At 68.5% G+C, this 19,392-nt stretch carries 15 protein-coding genes and 1 tRNA gene; 4 read left to right on the top strand and 12 right to left on the bottom strand.

Translation table 11 applies throughout. The annotated features are described in order from the left end of the window. On the bottom strand, nucleotides 1-895 hold an 895-nt coding region (locus A9O63_RS10550), incomplete at its 3' end, for a DUF6456 domain-containing protein (RefSeq protein ID WP_069331894.1). Between the two features lie 216 nt (nucleotides 896-1,111). Here A9O63_RS10550 and A9O63_RS10555 point away from each other — a divergent pair. Then, a complete protein-coding gene (locus A9O63_RS10555; RefSeq protein ID WP_069331895.1) occupies nucleotides 1,112-1,486 on the top strand; it encodes a DUF6477 family protein in 375 nt (124 codons plus the stop codon). A 117-nt stretch (nucleotides 1,487-1,603) separates the two neighbouring features. Here A9O63_RS10555 and A9O63_RS10560 read toward each other — a convergent pair whose 3' ends face one another. The 5 genes from A9O63_RS10560 to A9O63_RS10580 form a co-directional block, all read right to left on the bottom strand. Continuing rightward, nucleotides 1,604-3,145: a trimethylamine methyltransferase family protein gene (locus A9O63_RS10560; protein ID WP_069331896.1), complete on the bottom strand. Its 1,542-nt coding sequence runs from the start codon at nucleotides 3,143-3,145 to the stop codon at nucleotides 1,604-1,606. A gap of 115 nt (nucleotides 3,146-3,260) precedes the next feature. Next, the gene (locus tag A9O63_RS10565; protein WP_069331897.1) at nucleotides 3,261-3,866 is read right to left on the bottom strand and encodes an ABC-type transport auxiliary lipoprotein family protein; all 606 of its coding nucleotides are present in this window, start codon (nucleotides 3,864-3,866) and stop codon (nucleotides 3,261-3,263) included. A gap of 2 nt (nucleotides 3,867-3,868) precedes the next feature. Further along, on the bottom strand, nucleotides 3,869-4,834 hold the full coding sequence (locus A9O63_RS10570) for an MlaD family protein (RefSeq protein WP_069331898.1): 966 nt from the start codon (nucleotides 4,832-4,834) through the stop codon (nucleotides 3,869-3,871). A 4-nt stretch (nucleotides 4,835-4,838) separates the two neighbouring features. Beyond that, on the bottom strand, nucleotides 4,839-5,612 hold the full coding sequence (locus tag A9O63_RS10575) for an ABC transporter ATP-binding protein (RefSeq protein WP_069331899.1): 774 nt from the start codon (nucleotides 5,610-5,612) through the stop codon (nucleotides 4,839-4,841). Further along, nucleotides 5,612-6,712, bottom strand: a complete 1,101-nt coding sequence (locus A9O63_RS10580; protein ID WP_190238182.1) for an MlaE family lipid ABC transporter permease subunit — start codon at nucleotides 6,710-6,712, stop codon at nucleotides 5,612-5,614. Before A9O63_RS10580 ends, A9O63_RS10575 begins: the two co-directional genes overlap by 1 nt. A gap of 483 nt (nucleotides 6,713-7,195) precedes the next feature. On the opposite strand from A9O63_RS10580, the gene A9O63_RS23535 reads away from it, so the two are divergent. Next, nucleotides 7,196-7,318, top strand: a complete 123-nt coding sequence (locus tag A9O63_RS23535; protein ID WP_268874925.1) for a hypothetical protein — start codon at nucleotides 7,196-7,198, stop codon at nucleotides 7,316-7,318. Between the two features lie 181 nt (nucleotides 7,319-7,499). Here the strand turns inward: A9O63_RS23535 and A9O63_RS10585 are convergent. From A9O63_RS10585 to A9O63_RS10610, 6 genes are all read right to left on the bottom strand, one after another. After that, nucleotides 7,500-7,574, bottom strand: a tRNA-Val gene (locus A9O63_RS10585). Nucleotides 7,575-8,104: 530 nt separating this feature from the next. Next, nucleotides 8,105-10,513, bottom strand: coding sequence for an endopeptidase La (gene lon, locus A9O63_RS10590; RefSeq protein WP_069331901.1), 2,409 nt, complete (start codon nucleotides 10,511-10,513; stop codon nucleotides 8,105-8,107). A 270-nt stretch (nucleotides 10,514-10,783) separates the two neighbouring features. Further along, nucleotides 10,784-11,872, bottom strand: coding sequence for an alkene reductase (locus A9O63_RS10595; protein WP_069331902.1), 1,089 nt, complete (start codon nucleotides 11,870-11,872; stop codon nucleotides 10,784-10,786). 107 nt (nucleotides 11,873-11,979) lie between these two features. After that, the gene (tgt, locus tag A9O63_RS10600) at nucleotides 11,980-13,110 is read right to left on the bottom strand and encodes a tRNA guanosine(34) transglycosylase Tgt (protein ID WP_069331903.1); all 1,131 of its coding nucleotides are present in this window, start codon (nucleotides 13,108-13,110) and stop codon (nucleotides 11,980-11,982) included. 165 nt (nucleotides 13,111-13,275) lie between these two features. Then, a complete protein-coding gene (locus A9O63_RS10605) occupies nucleotides 13,276-16,353 on the bottom strand; it encodes an efflux RND transporter permease subunit (protein WP_069331904.1) in 3,078 nt (1,025 codons plus the stop codon). Nucleotides 16,354-16,360: 7 nt separating this feature from the next. Further along, entirely contained in the window at nucleotides 16,361-17,548 is a 1,188-nt protein-coding gene (locus A9O63_RS10610) for an efflux RND transporter periplasmic adaptor subunit (protein ID WP_069331905.1), read from the bottom strand. A gap of 145 nt (nucleotides 17,549-17,693) precedes the next feature. On the opposite strand from A9O63_RS10610, the gene A9O63_RS10615 reads away from it, so the two are divergent. Both A9O63_RS10615 and A9O63_RS10620 read left to right on the top strand, forming a co-directional pair. Next, nucleotides 17,694-18,263 carry a TetR/AcrR family transcriptional regulator gene (locus A9O63_RS10615; protein WP_069331906.1) on the top strand — a complete coding sequence of 190 codons (570 nt, stop codon included), beginning with the start codon at nucleotides 17,694-17,696 and terminating at the stop codon, nucleotides 18,261-18,263. A gap of 626 nt (nucleotides 18,264-18,889) precedes the next feature. Then, the gene (locus A9O63_RS10620; RefSeq protein ID WP_069331907.1) at nucleotides 18,890-19,363 is read left to right on the top strand and encodes a hypothetical protein; all 474 of its coding nucleotides are present in this window, start codon (nucleotides 18,890-18,892) and stop codon (nucleotides 19,361-19,363) included. Nucleotides 19,364-19,392 lie beyond the last annotated feature (29 nt).

Here is a 19,392-nt window from a genome sequence, read left to right on the forward strand (position 1 = left end):
CATCGGGCCGGAACGCGCCGCGGTCCGCGCCCGTCAGGAACCTGTCCCAGTTCTGCGCCACGCGCGGGCCCATCTGCGCCAGCTCGAAATCCTCGCGCAGCCGCTCGGCCGCCTCGATCAGCTCGGCCGACAGGAAGGGCCGGCCGTCCTTGTCCCGCCGCCGTGCGAGCACCGCCACCGGGCTCTCGGCCGCGTTGTAGCGCACGCGCCGCGGGCCGTCCTCGTCGCGGATCTCGCGCTCGGCCCAGTCGCGATGCTGCGCGGCGAAGGGCTGCACCGCCTCGGACAGGCCCCGGCTCCGGCCGCCCTCCTCGGCCTCGACGATCCGGCGCAGGGCCGCGCGCCCGGTGGCCGTGATCTCGTAGGTCGCGATCCGGCCCGGCTTGCGGCAGGCGATCCAGTCCTTCAGCGCGAAGGCCTGCGCGACCGCCCGGTCGACCACCGCCATCCGCGCCGTGCCCCCGTCGGGCAAGGTGCGCAGGACGGCGGCCTTCTCCATGTCCGGGGCCACCGCGAGCAGGGTCTGCGGCTCGGCCAGCCGCCTGAGGATGCGGCGCGCCTCGCGCGTGATGGTGGTCTCGTCGAGCGAGGCCGGCCGGAGGGAGGAAGAGGCGTCGGGGCGGATCGGGGCCGTCATGTCGGATCTGTCCTTTCTGGCTGGGATGGGTCCGCGCCCCTGAGACCGTCCGAAGGCTGCCAGCGCCTCGTCCACCAGAGGATCGTCGCGTCGGCTCTCGCAGCGGCGCACATGGCGCATCACCGTCGAGGCATGGCACCCCTCGCGGCGGGCGAGCGCCCGAAGCGAGAGACCTTCCTCCGTGTGATCGAGGTAGAGCCGAACGGCCTCGGGCAGCCAAGCAGGAAAGGTCGAGGACAAGCGCAGGTCGGTGTGCATCATTCCATCCCGTGGCCCCCGCGAGAGGGCGTTGTCCGGCGTTGGACGTTTGCAACCGTCAGGGGCATTGGTTACCTGTTCGTTAATAACTGCGGTGTTGTTGATAATTCTTTCTAATTCCTAAACATTCGAGAAACCTCCGCGCGGTGGAAGGCGCGCGCGCGCAACGCAGGGTTGCAGGGGTCACTCTGTTTCGCCACGACAGAGGAGACAGCCATGACCGACATGCACGGCCTCCTGACCGAGATCCGACGCCCCCGGCTGCTCATGCGGGCGGCCCGGCTGGGGCTGGCCGACTACCGGCGCGAGCGGGATCTGCGCCGTCTCGTGCCGGATCCGGAGCCGGGCCGGGCCGTCGCGGCGCTGCTCGCGGAGGAGCGCGACCTCGAACGGCGGCGGCGGGCGGGGGAGGCCACCTACTCGGTCGCGCATCATGTGGAAGTGCTGATCGCCCTCATCGCGGAGGCGCGTCTGGCCCCGCCGGCGGTCTGTCCGCTCGCGCGCGGCGCAGGTGGTATGGGCCGTCTGGCGGAGGCATCGCCCGCTCCGGAAAACGACTGCGCGGGAGGATCGGGAGCGTCCCCGTCCTGACCCGTGGCGGACCGCTCAGGCCAAGGAGGTAAGGCCGCGCCGCTCGCCTTTGGGGAGTGCCATGGCAAAGGGCGCGGCCCTGTCGGACCGCGCCCCCCGGGCAGGCGGAAGATGCCGTCAGATGAAGGCGTCGGGCATCGACTCCTTCTTGCGGGCGACATAGTCCGCCAGCGCCTCGGCCACGCCCTCATCGAGCGCGGGCTGCTGGTAATCGCCCAGAAGCTTCTTCACCCGTGCGGTGGCGAGCGTCTCGGTGTCGCGCGCGCCCTCTTCTTCCCAGGTCTCGAAGGGCTTGTAATCGAACAGGTCCGAGCGCCAGAAGGCGGACTTGAAGTTCGCCTGCGTGTGGGCGCAGCCGAGATAGTGGCCGCCGGGGCCTACCTCGCGGATCGCATCCATCCCCTGCCCGTTCTCGTCCACCGCCACGCCCTGCGCGAGATGGTGTAGCGTGCCGAGCTGGTCGGCATCCATCACGAACTTCTCGTAGGAGGAGACGAGGCCGCCTTCCAGCCAGCCGCAGGCGTGCAGCATGAAGTTCACGCCCGAGAGCAGCGCCATGTTCAGCGAGTTCGCGGTCTCGTAGGCGGCCTGCGCATCGGGCAGCTTCGAGCCGCAGAAGGCCCCGCCCGAGCGGTAGGGCAGCCCCAGACGACGGGCCAGCTGGCCTGCGCCGTAGGTGATGTGCGAGGCTTCGGGCGTGCCGAAGGTGGGCGCGCCGGAGTTCATGTCGATCGAGGTCACGAAGGCGCCGAAGATCACCGGCGCGCCGGGACGGATCAGCTGGCTGTAGGCCACGCCCGCCAGCACCTCGGCCAGCACCTGCGTCAGCGTCCCCGCCACCGTCACCGGCGCCATCGCACCGCCCACGATGAAGGGCGACACGATGGCCGCCTGATTGGCCGCGGCATAGACCTCGAGCGCGCCCATCATCGTCGCATCGAAGGTGAGCGGCGAGTTGATGTTCACGAGCGAGGTCATCACCGTGTTCCGGTCGACGAAATCGGCGCCGAACAGGAGTTTCGCCATCTCGACCGAATCCTCGGCCCGCGACGGTTCGGTGACCGAGCCCATGAAGGGCTTGTCGCTGAGCGTCATGTGGGCGTGGAGCATGTCGAGGTGGCGCTTGTTCACCGGCACGTCGGTCGGCTCGCAGACGGTGCCGCCCGAGTGGTGCAGCCATTTCGACATGTAGCCGAGCTTCACGAAGTTGCGGAAATCCTGCATCGTGGCATAGCGGCGTCCGCCCTCGCGGTCGCGCACGAAGGGCGGCCCGTAGACCGGCGCCAGCACGAGGTTCTTCCCGCCGATCTCGACATTGCGCTCGGCGTTGCGGGCATGTTGCGTGAAGCTGGAGGGCGCGGTGGCGCAGAGCTTGCGGGCGAGCCCGCGCGGGATATGCACCCGCTCGCCGCGCACGTCGGCCCCGGCGTCCCGCCAGCGTTGCAGGGCGGCCGGATTCTCGAGGAAGTTGACGCCGATTTCTTCGAGGACCGTCTCGGCGTTCCATTCGATGATCTGGAGCGCTTCCTCGTTCAGGATCTCGAAGTTCGGGATGTTGCGGGTGATGAACTTCGCCGTGTCCATCCGGACCGCGGTGCGTTCCGCCCGCCGCGCCGAGCCGCCGCCGCCCCGCGCCCTGCGTGCCGTGACCTCGTTCATCGCTCATCCTCCAAAGCCGGCTGCCGTCTGCCGCCCTTATGGCGTGTTTCGATGAAGGTCCCGTCACCGTTTCCGGCGCTTGCCGACGGAAAACGACATGCGCCGGAGTTGGCTCTCAGCGGGCCTGCGCCCGCGCCCAGGCCACCGCCTCGCCGAGCGCCTGCGTGACCGCGGTGTCGAAGGCCACCACCACATCGCCCGTGCTGTCCGAGGCGGCCGGAGCCTGCGCCTCGATGCGCCGCGTCGAGGCGACCGAGCGGTCGGATTCGCGGATCAGCGTCAGCACCATCGAGACGTGCACGGTGGGCGTCTGACCCGGCGGCACCTCGGCCTGGAAGTCGCGCAGTTCGGTCATGAGCGTGTAATCGGGCACGAGGCCCGCCGCCTCGCGCGCGACAAGCCGGAAGCCGCCGCCGTTCTGCAGGGAGCCCACGAGCAGCGTCTGCAGCAGCGCCGGCGCCGGATCGGACCAGCGCGCATCGGGCAGATAGAGCGCCTGCACCCGCGACGGCTTGATGAGGATGCGGTCGGTGGCGAGCGCCCCGCCGGCGGTGGCCGTCTCCACCACGATGTGGCGCGAGCCGCCGCCGCCCGTGCCGGGAAGCGGCGACAGGGTGTAGGTGTCGAGTTGCTCGGAGGCACGCGACAGGGACGAGACGGCGCCGCAGCCCGAGAGCGCGAGGGCCGCGAGAAGGAGCGTCAATCGGGTCAGGGCTCGCATCGTCATCTCCTGTAGGACGGTGTCTGGTTGCCGAGGAAGAACCGCGCCGGATCGCGCGAGATCTGCGCGATCAGCGCATTGAGGTTCGTGACCGTGCGCCGGGTCTCGGCCGCGAGCGTCGCATATTGCGGCAGGCCGTTGTCGGCGAAGTTGCGGATGCCCGCGACCGACCGCTCGATGCCCGACACCGCGCTGCGGATCTGGGCGATCATCGGCGGCACGTCCCGCTCGACGATGCGGTTCACAGTCTCGAACGTGTCGCGGGCCGAGGCCGCAGCACCCTTGCCCTCTTCGAGCGCGGTCTCGAGGCTGGCCAGCGCCACATCGGCCCGGTCCGCCATCGCATCGAGCCGCGCGGTGAAATCGTTCAGCCGCGAGGTGGCCTCGGCCGCGTCGCGGGTGATGGCCGCGATGTTCTGCACCGAGGCATCGGCGTTGGTCAGGATGCTCTCGACCGCGGCGCGGTTCTCGGGGCCCGTGAAGGTCTGGATATCCTTCAGGAGCGAGATCGCCTCGGCGAGCAGCGTCGGCGCGTCGGCCGTCAGCGCCTGAACGGCCGACCGCTCGGACGGGATCACCGGGGGCCACTGGTCACCCTCGGCCGTCAGCGGCTCGGGCGCGGCACCGCCCGAGAGCGAGACGTAGGAGACGCCCGTGACACCCTGAGAGGCCACCTGCGCCTTGGTGTCGGTCCGCACCGGCGTGGTGGCGGCCAGCTGGATGCGCACCCGGACGAGCGAGGGATCCTCGGGATCGACCGCGATGGTGAGCACCTCGCCCACGTCCACGCCGTTGTAGCGCACCGGGCTTGCCCGGCCGAGACCCTCGACGCTGGTGAACAGGATGTCATATTCCGCATAGGTCCGGTCGAGCTGGACCTTGGCGAGCCAGAGCAGGAACCCGAGCGTGGCGAGGATGCTCGCAAGCGTGAAGATCCCGATCAGCACATAGCGGGCGCGCGTTTCCATGGGTTCAGCCCTCCGCCGCCAGAAGCGCCGCATGGGCGCGCGGACCGTGGAAATATTCGCGGACCCACGGGTGATCCACCTCCATCAGCTCGCGGATGGTTCCCGTCACCAGAACTTTCCTTTCGGCCAGAACCGCAATGCGGTCGCAGGTTGCATGGAGCGTATCGAGATCGTGCGTCACGAGGAACACGGTCAGCCCCAGAGATGTCTGCAGGTTGCGGATCAGCGCATCGAACTCGGAGGCGCCGATCGGATCGAGACCCGCCGTCGGCTCGTCGAGGAACACGATGTCGGGGTCGAGCGCAAGCGCCCGCGCAAGCCCTGCCCGCTTGCGCATGCCCCCCGAGAGCTCGGACGGATAGAGGCTGCGCGCCTTGGGCGGCAGACCCACCATGGCGATCTTGAGATCGGCCAGTGCCGCGCGCGTCTCGGGATCGAGCCCCGTGCGCTCGCGCATCGGGGCCTCGACATTCTCGCGCACCGTGAGCGAGGAGAAAAGCGCACCGTCCTGGAACATCACGCCCCAGCGGTTCTCGACCTTGGCCATCTCGGCCTTCGACGCCGTTCGCACATCGGTGCCGAAGACCTTGACGCTGCCCGCCCGCGGCGCCTGAAGCCCCACGATCGAGCGCAGGAGCACCGATTTGCCGGTGCCGGATCCGCCCACGATGCCCAGCACCTCGCCGCGATGGATGTCGAGATCCAGATCCTCGTGGATCACGTTCGGCCCGAACTGGTTCTTCAGCCCCCGGACCTCGATCAGAACCTCTTTCGGCATCAGAGCCCCCAGACCGCGAAGAAGATCGAGAAGAACGCATCGACCACGATGACCAGGAAGATGGCCTGCACGACCGAGCGCGACGTGTGGCTGCCGAGCGATTCGGCATTGCCCGAGACCTGCATCCCCTGATGGCAGCCGATGACCGCGATGATGACGGCGAAGAAGGGCGCCTTGACCAGCCCGATGATCGCATGGGTGACATCGGTATTGGCCAGAAGCTGGGTGCGGAACATGCCCGGCGTGATGCCGAGATCGATCCAGGCCATCAGCCCCCCGCCCAAGAGGCCCGCGAGCGAGGCGATGAAGCCGAGCGCGGGCAGCAGAAGGACCAGCGCGATCAGCCGCGGCAGCACCAGCCGGTCGATCGGATCGAGACCCAGGACGCGCATCGCGTCGATCTCCTCGCGCATCTTCATCGAGCCGATGGCGGCGGTGAAGGCCGAGGCGGACCGTCCCGCCACGATGATCGCGGTCAGCAGGATGCCCAGTTCGCGCAGGATCGAGATGGCCACGAGATCGACCACATAGACTTCCGCGCCGAAGGGCTTGAGCTGCGTCGAGCCCTGAAAGGCCAGCACGATGCCGATCAGGAACCCCATGAGCGAGACGATGGGCACCGCATTCCATCCCGCCTCCTGCATGTGATGGACGAGCGGCGTCAGCTTGAGCCGCGTCGGATGCAGGACGAGCGCGCCGAGATGGGCCACCACCTCGCCGAAGAAGCCGACGGAGGTCAGGCTTCCGCGCAGGCCCTGCGCCACCTCCTGACCGAGGTTGGCGAGCCCGTCGTCCGGCCGCCCCGGGATCGTGCGCCGCCGCCGCTCGGGCTCGGGCATGGCCGCCGCGACCGTCTCGAGGAGATGGCGGTGCGACTCGCTCAGATTGACGATCTCGAGCGCATGCCCCGTGGCCTCGGCGCGCTTCTGCGCCTGCAGGAGAGCCCAGGCCCCCGCCGTGTCGAGAGCCTCCACCGCGGCCATGTCGATCTGTCCCCCGGCCTCGGCCGCGCCGAGGCTGCGCTGCGTCTCGGGGAGCGTCTCGATGGTCAGCCGTCCGCGCAGGGACACGGAAGACGGGGTCGGTCGATCTGAAACCAATGCCTGCAGCCCTGTTCCGCCGCGCCCTCGACTTGCACGGACCGGACGATCGCCCCGCCCGCGCGATGGAACGCCGCGCCCTTCGTTCCTGTTCCATGGCCGGATCCCGGTCCGGCCCCTGCTCTCGTCCCGCCGCATCCCGGCCGCCGCAGCCGGCGCGCTTCTTCTCATGGAGGGCGGGTGGCGCAATTCTCCAGACGTGGCCCCGACATGCAAGCCCTTCCCGGATCCGGGCCCCCGAAGCGGGCGCGGCCGCGCTCTTTCCGCCACGCGCGGAGAGGCCCCTGGCGAAGCGGACCCTCCATCGCGCGGCGGACGCAGCGCGGGCCGACCCCGCCTCTCGCTTCCGCGGCGGCGACAGGTTCCTTTCAGCTTCGCCCTGTAGCCCCTCGCTTACGGACGCCGGACAAGCCGCGGGATCGACCCCGGATCCGGCCGTTCCGTCCCTCGGCCCATCCGGACCTCGCCCAGAAAGGAGCCGACATGCGCAAGATCCTGCTCCTCGCTCCCGCCCTGATGATCGCCGCCCCGGCGCTCGCCTCCGACATCTACCATGCGCCGGCCGACCGTCACCCGCGCGGCGACGTCTCTACATACCAATCGTAACGCACTGCATGACTGTCTTGGGCCCGCTCCGGCTCAGAGGGAGCGAGGCGGAGGCCGGATCGCGGTTCGGTCGCCCCGCCACAGGCGGCCCGCTCGGCACCTTTCGGGACAAGCAGACCCGATCTCAGAGGATGAAAATGCAAGATCCGCGGCCGTTGGGCCGCGGATCTTGCGAGAAGGATGGTGGGCGATAACGGATTTGAACCGCTGACATCTTCGATGTGAACGAAGCGCTCTACCGCTGAGCTAATCGCCCGATGGCGCGGGTATTACCGTCACTTTCAGACCTCCGCAAGAGGCTCCGGCGATTCTTTTTGCACCCGGGAAGAGCTTTCTCATCCGGTGTTTGCTGGGCCCGCCTCAGCCTGAGGATCGGCCGGAAGGAACGCCACCCTCCTGCCCTCGAAGCATCTGCGGCTGATCCGACCGCGGGGCCTCGACCACCTTCCGCTGCAGGCTCGTTGGCGGCACGTCTCGCGCCTGAAGCCCGGTGCGCCGGGCACCTCGCAAGCCTCGAAGGAAAGAGGCACGGCCCTTCGCCGGGCCCCAACGGACAGGGATACGGCCTTCGCCAAACCCCGAAGGAAAGGGTGCGGCTTCGCTATGCCCCAAAGCAACGGGGTGCGGCCTTCGCCCGGCCTCAAGGGAAAGGATACCGCCTCTGCCAAACTCCGAAGGAAAAGGTGCGGCTTCTACTACGCCCCGACGGGCCGGGGGGCGGCCTTCGCCAAGCCTCAAAGCAAAGGGGCGCGGCTTTCGCCGCGCCCCTCATGATCTGCAAGCGCCTCAGTGCGCCGTCGCTGTCGGAGCGGCCTCGCGCTCGAGCCTCCGGGCGGCGGCGGCGGCCTCCTCGGCCTCCTCGTCCCACTCGACCGGCTCGGGCATCCGCACCAGAGCCTCGCGCAGCACCTCGCGGACATGGGCCACAGGCACGATCCGAAGCCCCTCCTTCACATTGTCCGGGATCTCGGCGAGATCCTTGGCATTCTCCTCGGGGATCAGCACCGTCTTGATGCCGCCCCGCAGCGCCGCGAGGAGCTTCTCCTTCAGGCCGCCGATGGGCAGCACGTTACCCCGCAGCGTCACCTCGCCCGTCATGGCCACGTCCTTGCGGACGGGAACGCCCGTCAGGACCGACACGATGGAGGTCACCATCGCCACGCCGGCCGAAGGCCCGTCCTTGGGCGTCGCCCCCTCGGGGACGTGGACGTGGATGTCGACCGTCTCGAACTTCGGCGGCTTCACCCCGAGCTCGGGCGAGATCGAGCGGACGAAGCTCGAGGCCGCGTCGATCGATTCCTTCATCACGTCGCCGAGCTTGCCCGTGGTCTTCATCCGGCCCTTGCCCGGCAGCCGCAGCGCCTCGATCGAGAGGAGCTCGCCGCCGACCGAGGTCCAGGCGAGGCCGGTGACGACCCCCACCTGATCCTCCTTCTCGGCCAGACCATAGCGGTGGCGCTTCACGCCGAGGAAGCCTTCCAGCTTCTCGGGCGTCACCTCGACCGACTTGGTGTGTCCCTTGACGATCTCGGTCACGGCCTTCCGCGCCAGCTTCGCGATCTCACGCTCCAGATTCCGCACCCCCGCCTCGCGGGTGTAGGTGCGGATCGTCTCGGTGAGCGCCTCGTCGGTGACCTTGAACTCGCCCTTCTTCAGACCGTGGTTCTCGATCTGCTTCGGGATCAGGTGCTGCTTGGCGATCTCGCGCTTCTCATCCTCGGTGTAGCCCGAGAGCGGGATGATCTCCATCCGGTCCAGAAGCGGCGACGGCATGTTGTAGCTGTTCGCCGTGGTCAGGAACATCACGTTCGACAGATCGTATTCCACCTCGAGATAGTGGTCGACGAAGGTCGAGTTCTGTTCCGGATCGAGCACCTCGAGCATGGCCGAGGCCGGATCGCCGCGGAAGTCCTGCCCCATCTTGTCGATCTCGTCGAGCAGGATGAGCGGGTTGGTGGTCTTGGCCTTCTTCAGCGCCTGGATGATCTTGCCGGGCATCGAGCCGATATAGGTCCGCCGGTGGCCGCGGATCTCGGATTCGTCGCGCACGCCGCCGAGCGAGATGCGGATGAACTCGCGGCCCGTGGCCTTCGCGACCGACCGGCCGAGCGAGGTCTTGCCCACGCCCGGAGGGCCCACGAGGCAGAGGATCGGGCCCTTGAGCTTGGCCGAACGCGCCTGCACGGCGAGATATTCGACGATCCGCTCCTTGACCTTCTCGAGCCCGTGGTGGTCGGCGTCGAGCACGCCCTGCGCCTTGGTCAGGTCCTTCTTGGTGCGCGACTTCACGCCCCACGGCACGCCGAGGAGCCAGTCGAGATAGTTGCGCACCACCGTGGCCTCGGCCGACATGGGCGACATCGACTTCAGCTTCTTGACCTCGGCCTCGGCCTTGTCGCGGGCCTCCTTGGACAGCTCGGTCTTGGCGATGCGCTCTTCCAGCTCGGCAATCTCGTTCTGGCCGTCCTCGCCGTCGCCGAGTTCCTTCTGAATGGCCTTCATCTGCTCATTCAGATAATATTCGCGCTGGGTCCGCTCCATCTGCGACTTGACGCGGGTCTTGATCTTCTTCTCGACCTGCAGGACCGACATCTCGCCCTGCATATGGCCATAGACCTTCTCCAGCCGCTCGGCCACGTCCAGCGTCTCGAGCAGCGCCTGCTTCTGCGCCACATCGATCCCGAGATGGCCCGCCACGAGATCGGCGAGGCGCGCGGCATCGCGGGTCTCCGACACGGCGGCCAGCGCCTCCTCGGGGATGTTCTTCTTGATCTTGGCGTAGCGCTCGAATTCCTCGGCCACGGCGCGCAGCAGCGCGTCGACCGTCGCCTGGTCGCCCGGCTCCTCGTCGAGCCGCTCCGCGCGGGCCTCGAAGAACGAGTCGTTGCTCAGGAAGTCGGTGATGCGCACGCGGCCCTTGCCCTCGACCAGCACCTTCACGGTGCCATCGGGCAGCTTGAGCAGCTGGAGCACATTGGCCAGCACGCCGGCGCGGTAGATCCCGTCCGTGGTCGGATCGTCGACGGACGGGTCGATCTGCGAGGAAAGAAGGATCTGCCGGTCGTCGGCCATCACCTCCTCGAGAGCACGGACCGACTTCTCGCGCCCGACGAACAGCGGCACGATCATGTGGGGAAACACCACGATGTCGCGCAGCGGCAGCACGGGATAGCTGTTGGGGAGCTGTTCAGTCATGTCTTTTCCTTCAATGCAGGAAGGCTCCGGCCCCGGCCATTCGGCAGCACTCGGCCTTCCCCGGACAGTCACTACGATATCTGGTGGCGCGGCAGCCCGGTGTCAACCTGACCGCCTTTGCGACTTGCCGCAAAGTCTGGACCGCGCCGGGGCGGGCAACAAGCCCTCTTTCGGTGCAAGTTTGTGCTTCGGCCGCAAGGGATAGGGCGGACGCACCCGCAGCGGCCGGCACGGGCCGGACGGCGCCGCAGCGCCGCCCGGGCCAAGGGGTCAGGCGGCCGGGGTCAGCGCCGGATAGTCCGTGTACCCCTCGGCGCCGCCGCCATAGAGCCCCTCGGTCGGCAGCGGCGCGAGCGGCGCCCCGGCCTCGAGCCGCTCGGCCAGATCGGGGTTCGAGATATAGAGCTTGCCGAAGGCCACCATGTCCGCCTTGCCGCTCTCGACCGCCGCCACCGCCATGTCGCGGTCATAGCCGTTGTTGGCGATGTAGGTGCCGCCGAACCGGTCGCGCAGCGTCTCGAGCGCGCCCTCGGGCCAGTCGCGCGGCCCGCCGGTCTGGCCCTCGACCATATGCAGGAAGGCGATCCCATGACGGTTCAGCACGTCGATGGCCTTGAAGAAGAGGCCCACCGTATCGCTGTCGATGCCCACATCGTTGGCGTTCGAGAAGGGCGAGAAGCGGATGCCGGTGCGCCCCGGGCCCATTTCGGCCACGACCGCGCCCACCACCTCGTCGAGGAAGCGCACACGGTTCTCCTGGCTGCCGCCATAGGCATCGGTGCGCTTGTTCGAGGTCTCCCGCAGGAACTGGTCGATCAGATAGCCGTTCGCGGCATGGATCTCGACGGCATCGAAGCCCGCAGCCTTCGCGTTTCGCGCCGCCTTGCGGTAATCCTCGACCACGCGGGCGATCTCTTCGGTCCCGAGCGCACGCGGCTCGGACGTGGCCACGAAGCCCGTGCCGTCGAAGGTGCGCGAGGCCGCGGCGAGCGCCGAGGGCGCCACCGGCTTCTGCCCGTCGAGCAGGCTCGTGTGGCTGATCCGCCCCACATGCCAGAGCTGGATCGCGATATGGCCGCCGCGGGCATGGACCGCATCCGTCACCTTGCGCCAGCCTTCGACCTGAGCCTCGGAATGGATGCCCGGTGTCCAGGCATAGCCCTTGCCTTCCGGCGAGATCTGCGAGCCCTCCGTCACGATCAGGCCGGCGCCCGCCCGCTGACGGTAATATTCCACGGTGAGATCGGTCGGCAGGTCTCCCTTGGGCTCGGCCCGGTTGCGGGTGAGCGGCGCCATCACGACCCGGTTCTTCAGCGTCAGATCACCGAATGCGATCGGGGTGAAGAGTTTTTCGGTCATCAATCAAGTCCCTTGAACTGTGTCGCTCCGAGATAGGGCCTCGCCGGACCGCGACAAAGGGTCCCGCCATGCGCCTGCCGCATGGCCGCCATGGGTCCGGCGCCAGGTCAGAGCGGCTCGATATCGCCCTCGGCCCGCGCGGCATGGAAGGCCGCCACGAACTCCCCCAGCCGCCCGGCCGCGATGGCCGCGCGCAGACCCTGCATCAGCTCCTGATAATAATGAAGATTGTGCCAGGTCAGCAGCATCGAGGCGATGATCTCCTGCGCGCGGAAGACGTGGTGCAGATAGGCGCGCGAGTAGCTGCGGCAGGCCGGACAGCTGCAGGCCTCGTCGAGCGGGCGCGGATCGTCCATGTGGCGCGCGTTCTTGATGTTGACCTGCCCGCGCCGCGTCCAGGCCTGCCCGGTGCGCCCCGAGCGCGAGGGCAGCACGCAATCCATCATGTCGACGCCCCGCTCCACCGCGCCCACGATGTCGTCGGGCTTGCCCACCCCCATCAGGTAGCGCGGCCGGTCCTCGGGCAGGAAGCCCGGCGCATAGTCGAGCACACCGAACATCGCCTCCTGCCCCTCGCCCACCGCGAGCCCGCCGATCGCATAGCCCTCGAAGCCGATCTCGCGGAGCGCGGCCGCGCTCTCCTCGCGCAGATCGCGCGTGACGCCGCCCTGCATGATCCCGAAGAGCGCATGGCCCGGCCGGTCGCCGAAGGCCTCGCGCGACCGGCGCGCCCACCGCATCGAAAGGCGCATGGATTTGGCCACCGCTTCCTCGGTCGCGGGCAGCGCCGGGCATTCGTCGAAGGCCATCACGATGTCCGAACCCAAGAGCCGCTGGATCTCCATGCTGCGCTCGGGGCTCAGATGGTGCTTCGATCCGTCGATGTGCGAGCGGAAGGTCACGCCCTCCTCGGTCAGCTTCCTCAGATCCGCAAGGCTCATCACCTGGAACCCGCCCGAGTCGGTGAGGATCGGCCGGTCCCAGTTCATGAATCGATGCAGCCCGCCCAGCCGCGCCACCCGTTCGGCGGTCGGACGCAACATGAGGTGATAGGTGTTGCCGAGCAGGATGTCGGCCCCCGTCGCGCGCACGTTCTCGGGCAGCATCGCTTTCACCGTGCCGGCCGTGCCCACCGGCATGAAGGCCGGGGTGCGGATCTCGCCGCGCGGGGTCGAGATCACCCCCGTCCGCGCGCGCCCGTCGGTCGCCGTGAGCTCGAAGCTGAATCGCTGGGTCATGGATGCCTCCGCCTGCCGCGCGCCCTTCTGCGCGATCGCGCCCCGAAAGCCAAGGGCGCCGCCCCTCTCCGGCACGGCGCCCCTTTCACTCTGGAGAAATATCCTCGGGGCGGGGGTCCGGGGGCGGGGCAGACAGCCCCTCCCCCGGCCTTTCCTCCGGGGACTTCAGGCCGAGGCCTCGCGCGCCTCCAGCATCGCCCGATGGGCCTGCCATTCCTTGTCCGGCTTCGAGATGAAGGTGTAGAACATCGGCACCACGAACAGCGTGAAGCAGGTCCCGATCAGCAGGCCCGTGAAGATCACGATCCCCATCGCCTGCCGCGCCTCGGCGCCCGCGCCTTCCGCGATGATGAGCGGCACCACCGCCAGCGCCATGGCGGCCGTCGTCATCAGGATCGGCCGCAGCCGCACCTTGGCCGCCGCGACGATGGCCTGCCGCCGGTTCAGCCCGTGCTCCTCGCGCTGCTGGTTGGCGAATTCCACCATCAGGATCCCGTGCTTGGTGATGAGGCCGATCAGCGTGATCAGGCCCACCTGCGTGTAGATGTTCAGCGTGCCGAGCCCGAGGTTCAGCGGCAGGATCGCCCCGAAGATCGAGAGCGGCACCGACATCATGATGATGAACGGATCGCGGAAGCTCTCGAACTGCGCGGCGAGCACGAGATAGATCACGACCACCGCCGCCGCGAAGGCCAGAAGGATCGTGTTGCCCTGCTCGACCTCGAGCCGCGACTGGCCGGAATAGTCGAGGAAGAAGCCGTCCGGCATCACCTCGTTGGCGATCTGCTGCAGCTCGGCCAGACCGTCGCCGGTCGAGACGCCGATCATCGGCAGCGCCGAGATCGTGGCCGAGTTGAGCTGGTTGAACTGTTCGATCGAGGCTGCCGAGGCGCCCGTCTCGAAATTCACCACCGAGGTCAGCGGCACCATCGCCCCGGAGGCTGCGCGCACGAAGAACTGGCTCAGCCGCTCCGGGTTGTTGCGCCAGTCGCGCGGCACCTGCGGGATGATGTCGTAGCTGTTCGACTCGCGGTCGAACTGCGCGACCGAGGCCCCGCCCACCAGAAGGCCCAGCGTGTTGCCGATGTCCGAGATCGGCACGTTGAGCGTCGCCGCCCGGTCCCGGTCGATGGTGGCCACCACCTCCGGCGCGTCGAAGGCGAGCGAGTTCTGCACCGCGATGAAGCGCCCCGAGGCCTCGGCCCGCCGGCGGATCTCCTCCGAGATCTCGAACACGCGGTCGGGCGACTGGATCGATTGCAGCACCATCGAGATCGGCAGCCCCCCGCCCGTGCCCGGCAGGCTCGGCGGCGAGAAGACGAAGCCCTGCACCCCCGGCACCGGATCGAGCCGCGCCTGCACCTCCTGCTGCACCTCGGCCTGGCTCCGCTCGCGGTCGGCCCAGTCCTTCAGCGCCCAGATGTAGATGCCCTGGTTGGCCTGCCCGCCGAAGCCTGCGATGGAGAATTCGGTGCGCACCTCGGGAATGTCCTTGGTCACGTCCGAGATCCGGTCGGTGTAGAGCGTGGTATATTCCTTGGTGGCGTACCGCGGCCCGTTCAGGATCGCGAACATCGCGCCCTGATCCTCTTCGGGCGCCAGCTCGCTCGTCGTGTTCATGAACATGAAGCCCGTGACCGAGACGAGCGCCGCCACCATCAGGAGCGTCACCGGCCGGTAGTCGAGCGACGAGGAGCCCCGCCGTTCGTACCAGTTGGAAACGCCCTCGAGCGTGCGATCGACGGTGCGCTGGAAGCGGGTGCCGGTGCCCGCCTTCAGCAGACGCGCCGACATCATCGGCGTGATCGTCAGCGCGACCACCCCGGAGATGATGACCGATCCCGCCAGCGCGAAGGCGAATTCGGCAAAGAGCGATCCGGTGAGCCCGCCCGAGAAGCCGAGCGGCGCCAGCACCGCGGCCAGGGTGATCGTCATCGCGATGACGGGGCCGGTGATCTCGCGCATCCCCTTCAGCGCCGCCTGATAGGGGCTCATCCCCTCGTCGATGTGCCGGTGGATGTTCTCGACCACCACGATCGCATCGTCCACCACGAGACCGATGGCCAGCACCATGGCCAGAAGCGACAGGAGGTTGATCGAATAGCCGAGCGCCAGCAGCACCGCGCAGACCCCGATCAGCGAGAGCGGGATCGTCACGATGGGCATCAGCACCGAGCGGAACGAGCCGAGGAACAGCAGGATCACCACCACCACGATGGCCACGGCCTCGGCCAGCGTCTTGAACACCTCGTAGATCGAGGCGGTGATCGTCTCGGTCGAATCGTAGACGAGGTTGATCTCCATCCCCCGCGGCAGCGTGTCATTGATCGCGGGCAGCTCCTCGATCACCGCAGCCGCGGTGGTCAACGGGTTCGCGGCGGGCGTCGGGAAGATCCCGATGAAGGTGCCGGGCTGGCCGTTGAAGGTCACGATGCTGTCGGGTTCGGCCGAGGCCAGCTCCACATCGGCCACGTCGCGCAGCCGCACGACCTCGTCGCCGTCCGAGCGGATCGGCAGCGCCCCGAAGGCCTCGGGGGTCTGCAGCGTCGATTGCAGCTTGATCGAGCGCGCGAAATATTCGCCCTCGGTGCGCCCCGGCGCCGACAGGAAGTTCGAGGCCCGGATCGCCGTCAGCACCTCCGAGGCGGTCACATTGCGCGCGGCGAGCTTCATCGGGTCGATCCAGACCCGCATCGCATATTCGGCCGCGCCGATGATCTGGATTTCGGCCACGCCCTCGATGGTGGACATCCGCGGCCGGATCACCCGCTCGAGATATTCCGTCATCTGCTCGGCGGACATGTTGGGGTTCAGCGCCGCGAGATACATGAGCGCGAAATTGTCGCCCGTGCCCTTCACGATCACCGGATCCTCGGCCTCCGAGGGCAGTTCGCCCCGCACCTGCTGGACCTTGGCCAGCACCTCGGTCAGCGCCACGTCCGAGTTCGCGCCGAGCTTCATCTGCACCGAGACGACCGAGGCCGAGGGCCGGCTCTGGCTCGTCACATAGTCGATGTTCTCGGTCGTGGCGACGGCGCGCGCGATGGGGGCCGTGATGAAGCCCTGGATCAGATCGGGCGAGGCCCCCGGATAGGTGGTGGTGATGGTGACGACCGTCTCCTCCACCTCGGGATATTGCCGGACCGGCAGGTTGAAGATGGAATAGAACCCGATCAGCAGGATGAAGCTCGCCAGCACCGTCGAGGCGACAGGGCGGCGGATGAAGATTTCCGAGATGTTCATCGAGCCCTCACTCCGTCTCGGTCTCGGCGCCGGCGCCGGCGGCGGCAGGCTGCTGCGCCTGCGCCTGCGGCTGCCCGTTCGCCGGCTCCGGCGCCTCCGCCGGCTCTGCGCCGGCCGGGCTCACCGTATTGTCGATGGTCACCGGCGCCCCGCCCGACAGACGGTTCTGGCCCGCGTTCACCACCACGTCGCCCGGCTCCAGCCCCGAGACTATCTCGATCAGCCCGCCGTCACGCCGGCCCGCCTTGACGAAGACCTGTTCGACCACCTTCTGATCCTCCTCCTCGCCGTCGCGGACGACATAGACCGAGTCGCCGTAGAGGCTGGTCATCAGCGTGGTCTGCGGCAGGGCGATCACCTGCTCCTCGTCGGGCAGTTCGACCCGCACGCGCAGGAACTGGCCCGGATAGATCTGCCCCGTCTCGTTGGCGACCTCGGCCCGGACGGTCACGAGCCGCGAGTTGGGATCGACCTTCGGTTCGATGCCGGTGATCTTCCCGCTCGCGCGGTAGTCGCCCACCTCGGAGGTGGCCGTCACCGGCATGTCCGGCCGGATCCGGCTGATCTGCTGTTCGGGCAGGGCGAAATCGACCCGCATCGCATCGAGGTCCTGCAGGGTCGCATAGACGGTGCCGGCGGTGACGTAGCCGCCCACATCCACCTGCGGAATGCCGATCACCCCCTCGAAGGGCGCCGTCAGCTCCTTCTGCTGCAGCATCGCCTGGATCTTGGCCACCTGCGCCCGCGCCGAGGCCGCCTGCGCCTGCGCCGTGTCGAGGTTGTTCACCGCCGACACGCCCCGCTCGCGCAGGGTCCGGGCACGATCCAGTTCGGTCTCCGCCAGCTCGAGCGCCGCCTCGGCCGCAGCCAGATCGGCAAGCTCCTCCCGCTCCGAGATCTGCAGGAGCTTCTGTCCCTCTTCGACATGCTCGTTCGACTTGAACAGGATCTGCCGCACCGTGCCCCCCGCCTCGACCGCGAGATCGACGCCCCGCGCGGCGACCGCGGTGCCGATCGCCTCAATCCCCGGCCGCCAGGTGATCGGCTCGGCCACGGAGGTGGAAACGGTGACCGGCGCCGGCTTCTGGTTGGCGAAGAAGTCGCTGATCATGCTGTCCCGGAACCGGTTGAAGCCCACGATGCCGCCCACGATCACGGCAAGCAGGATCACGGCAATGATGAGGCGCTTGACCATCCGGTCCTCCACAAGGCTGCCGCGAGACTGCATGTCGCGCCGGCGGGGTTTGACTTTTCAGCCGTTTACTGTACCGTCTGGACGGTAAAGTCAATCAGCGAAGGAAGCTGCAGTGGCTGACTTAGCACCGAAGCTTCGAAAGAAAATGCCCGTCGAGACCCGGAAGCGCCTGCTGGACGCCGCCGAACTGCTGAGCCGCACCGTGGGGCCTGCGGGCATGTCGCTCGACGCGGTGGCCGCCACGGCCGGCGTGTCGAAGGGCGGCCTCCTCTACCACTTCCCCAGCAAGCACGCGCTGCTGCGCGCGCTGGTGCAGAACCACGTCACCGCCTTCCGCGATGACATGGACCGCCGCTGCCCGGGCTGGACCCTGCCCCAGGACGAGGCCGCCGCCCTCGCGGCCGCGCGGGCCTATGTCGAAGCGGCGCGCGAGACCATGCGCCAGACCGATGCGCCCTCGTCGGGGATCTTCGCGGCCCTGACAGAAGATCCGCATTTCATGGAGCCCCTCCTCGAGTTGCGGGACGTGGTGCGGCGGATCTTCGAGCGCTGCCCGCCCGAGGCGATGCTCGTCTTCCACGGCTGCGAGGGGCTTTTCCACGAGCGCATGATCGCCCCCGCGCGCTGGGACGGCGAGCGGGCCGAGGCGCAGTTCCTCCGGTTGGGGCGCCTGCTCGATGCGCTGGCCGAGGGTCGGGCGCGGTTCCTGTCCTGATCGGCGCGTCCCGAGAGGGTTGGCCAAGGGCGGCGGGCCGAAGCAGACGCGATAGCAGAGACTGCCATCGCGTTTCGGGTGCCTGCGCATCGCGAGAAGACCGGGCCAGAACCTCGCAGCCATCACCCCGTGCCGAACCGCGAGCGTCCTCACCCTCGCGGGGGCCGGATCCGGTGATCGATCCCGGTCCGCAGGGAAATGCCCGTCCCGGCCCGGATGCCGGCGGAGGGGCACCCGGCCCGCGCGCAGCGCCTGTGCGACCGGCAAGGGGCAGATGCGCCCTGCCCGATCAGTTGCGGCAGACCGGAGGTGGTGGCGGTCACGAGGGCGCCTCGGGATCGCGGAGGGGTGCGGATCGGACCTGCGGCCGCGTCCCGGTCTTCGGAGCGGCGGACATCATCGCGCCTCCGCCGGGGCTCGGCCGGAGCCTGCCGAGCCTCGGCGCCCGCAGGCGGGCATCCGCAATGAACATTGGGGTTCCACGTCAACTGCGTTGACAAAAGACACCTCTTGTACCCTTATTATTGCGTCGTGAGCCTGACCGTGAAAGCCGCCGGCAAAGCGTGGCACCATGGTCGACTGCCGGTTGCGATGCGCAGCCGACCCACGGCTTGGGAGGAGGATGGATGGTCGACCTCATCTTGAGGCGCGACGGCCCACGTCGTGAAGACGAGGCCGCCCGTCGCCTTATCGACTCGAACCGCGACCGTATCGGACGGCTGGCCGATCAGCTGACCGGCGGCGGATGGTCCGCCCAGCAGGCGGCCCGCGCCGCAGCGCCCGCCGCGGCCCCGGCAGCGATGCCTGCGGCCGCTCGGCGTCCGGCGGGCGACGCCCAGCCCTATCTCCGCTTCAGCTCGAACGGGCGCGTGGTGATCGCCTGCGCCAACAGCGCGCGACAGCTGCATTTCCTGGGCGAGCTGCGCCGGCGGGACGGCAGGCTCCGCTTCGTGCTGGCGACGGCGGAAAACGGGTTCATCGCGCCGCTCGAGGACGCTTTGGCCGCACGGATCTCCGACCTCGACGGCCTGCTTCTCGCGACGGAGACGGACCGCGAGGCGCTGGAGGTCACGCTTCGCGAGCGGCTCGACCTCGCCTGACCGGCGAGCCCGGATCATGGGAAGACCAA

The sequence above is a fragment of the Cereibacter johrii genome (assembly GCF_001720585.1).
GTDB lineage: Bacteria > Pseudomonadota > Alphaproteobacteria > Rhodobacterales > Rhodobacteraceae > Cereibacter_A > Cereibacter_A johrii.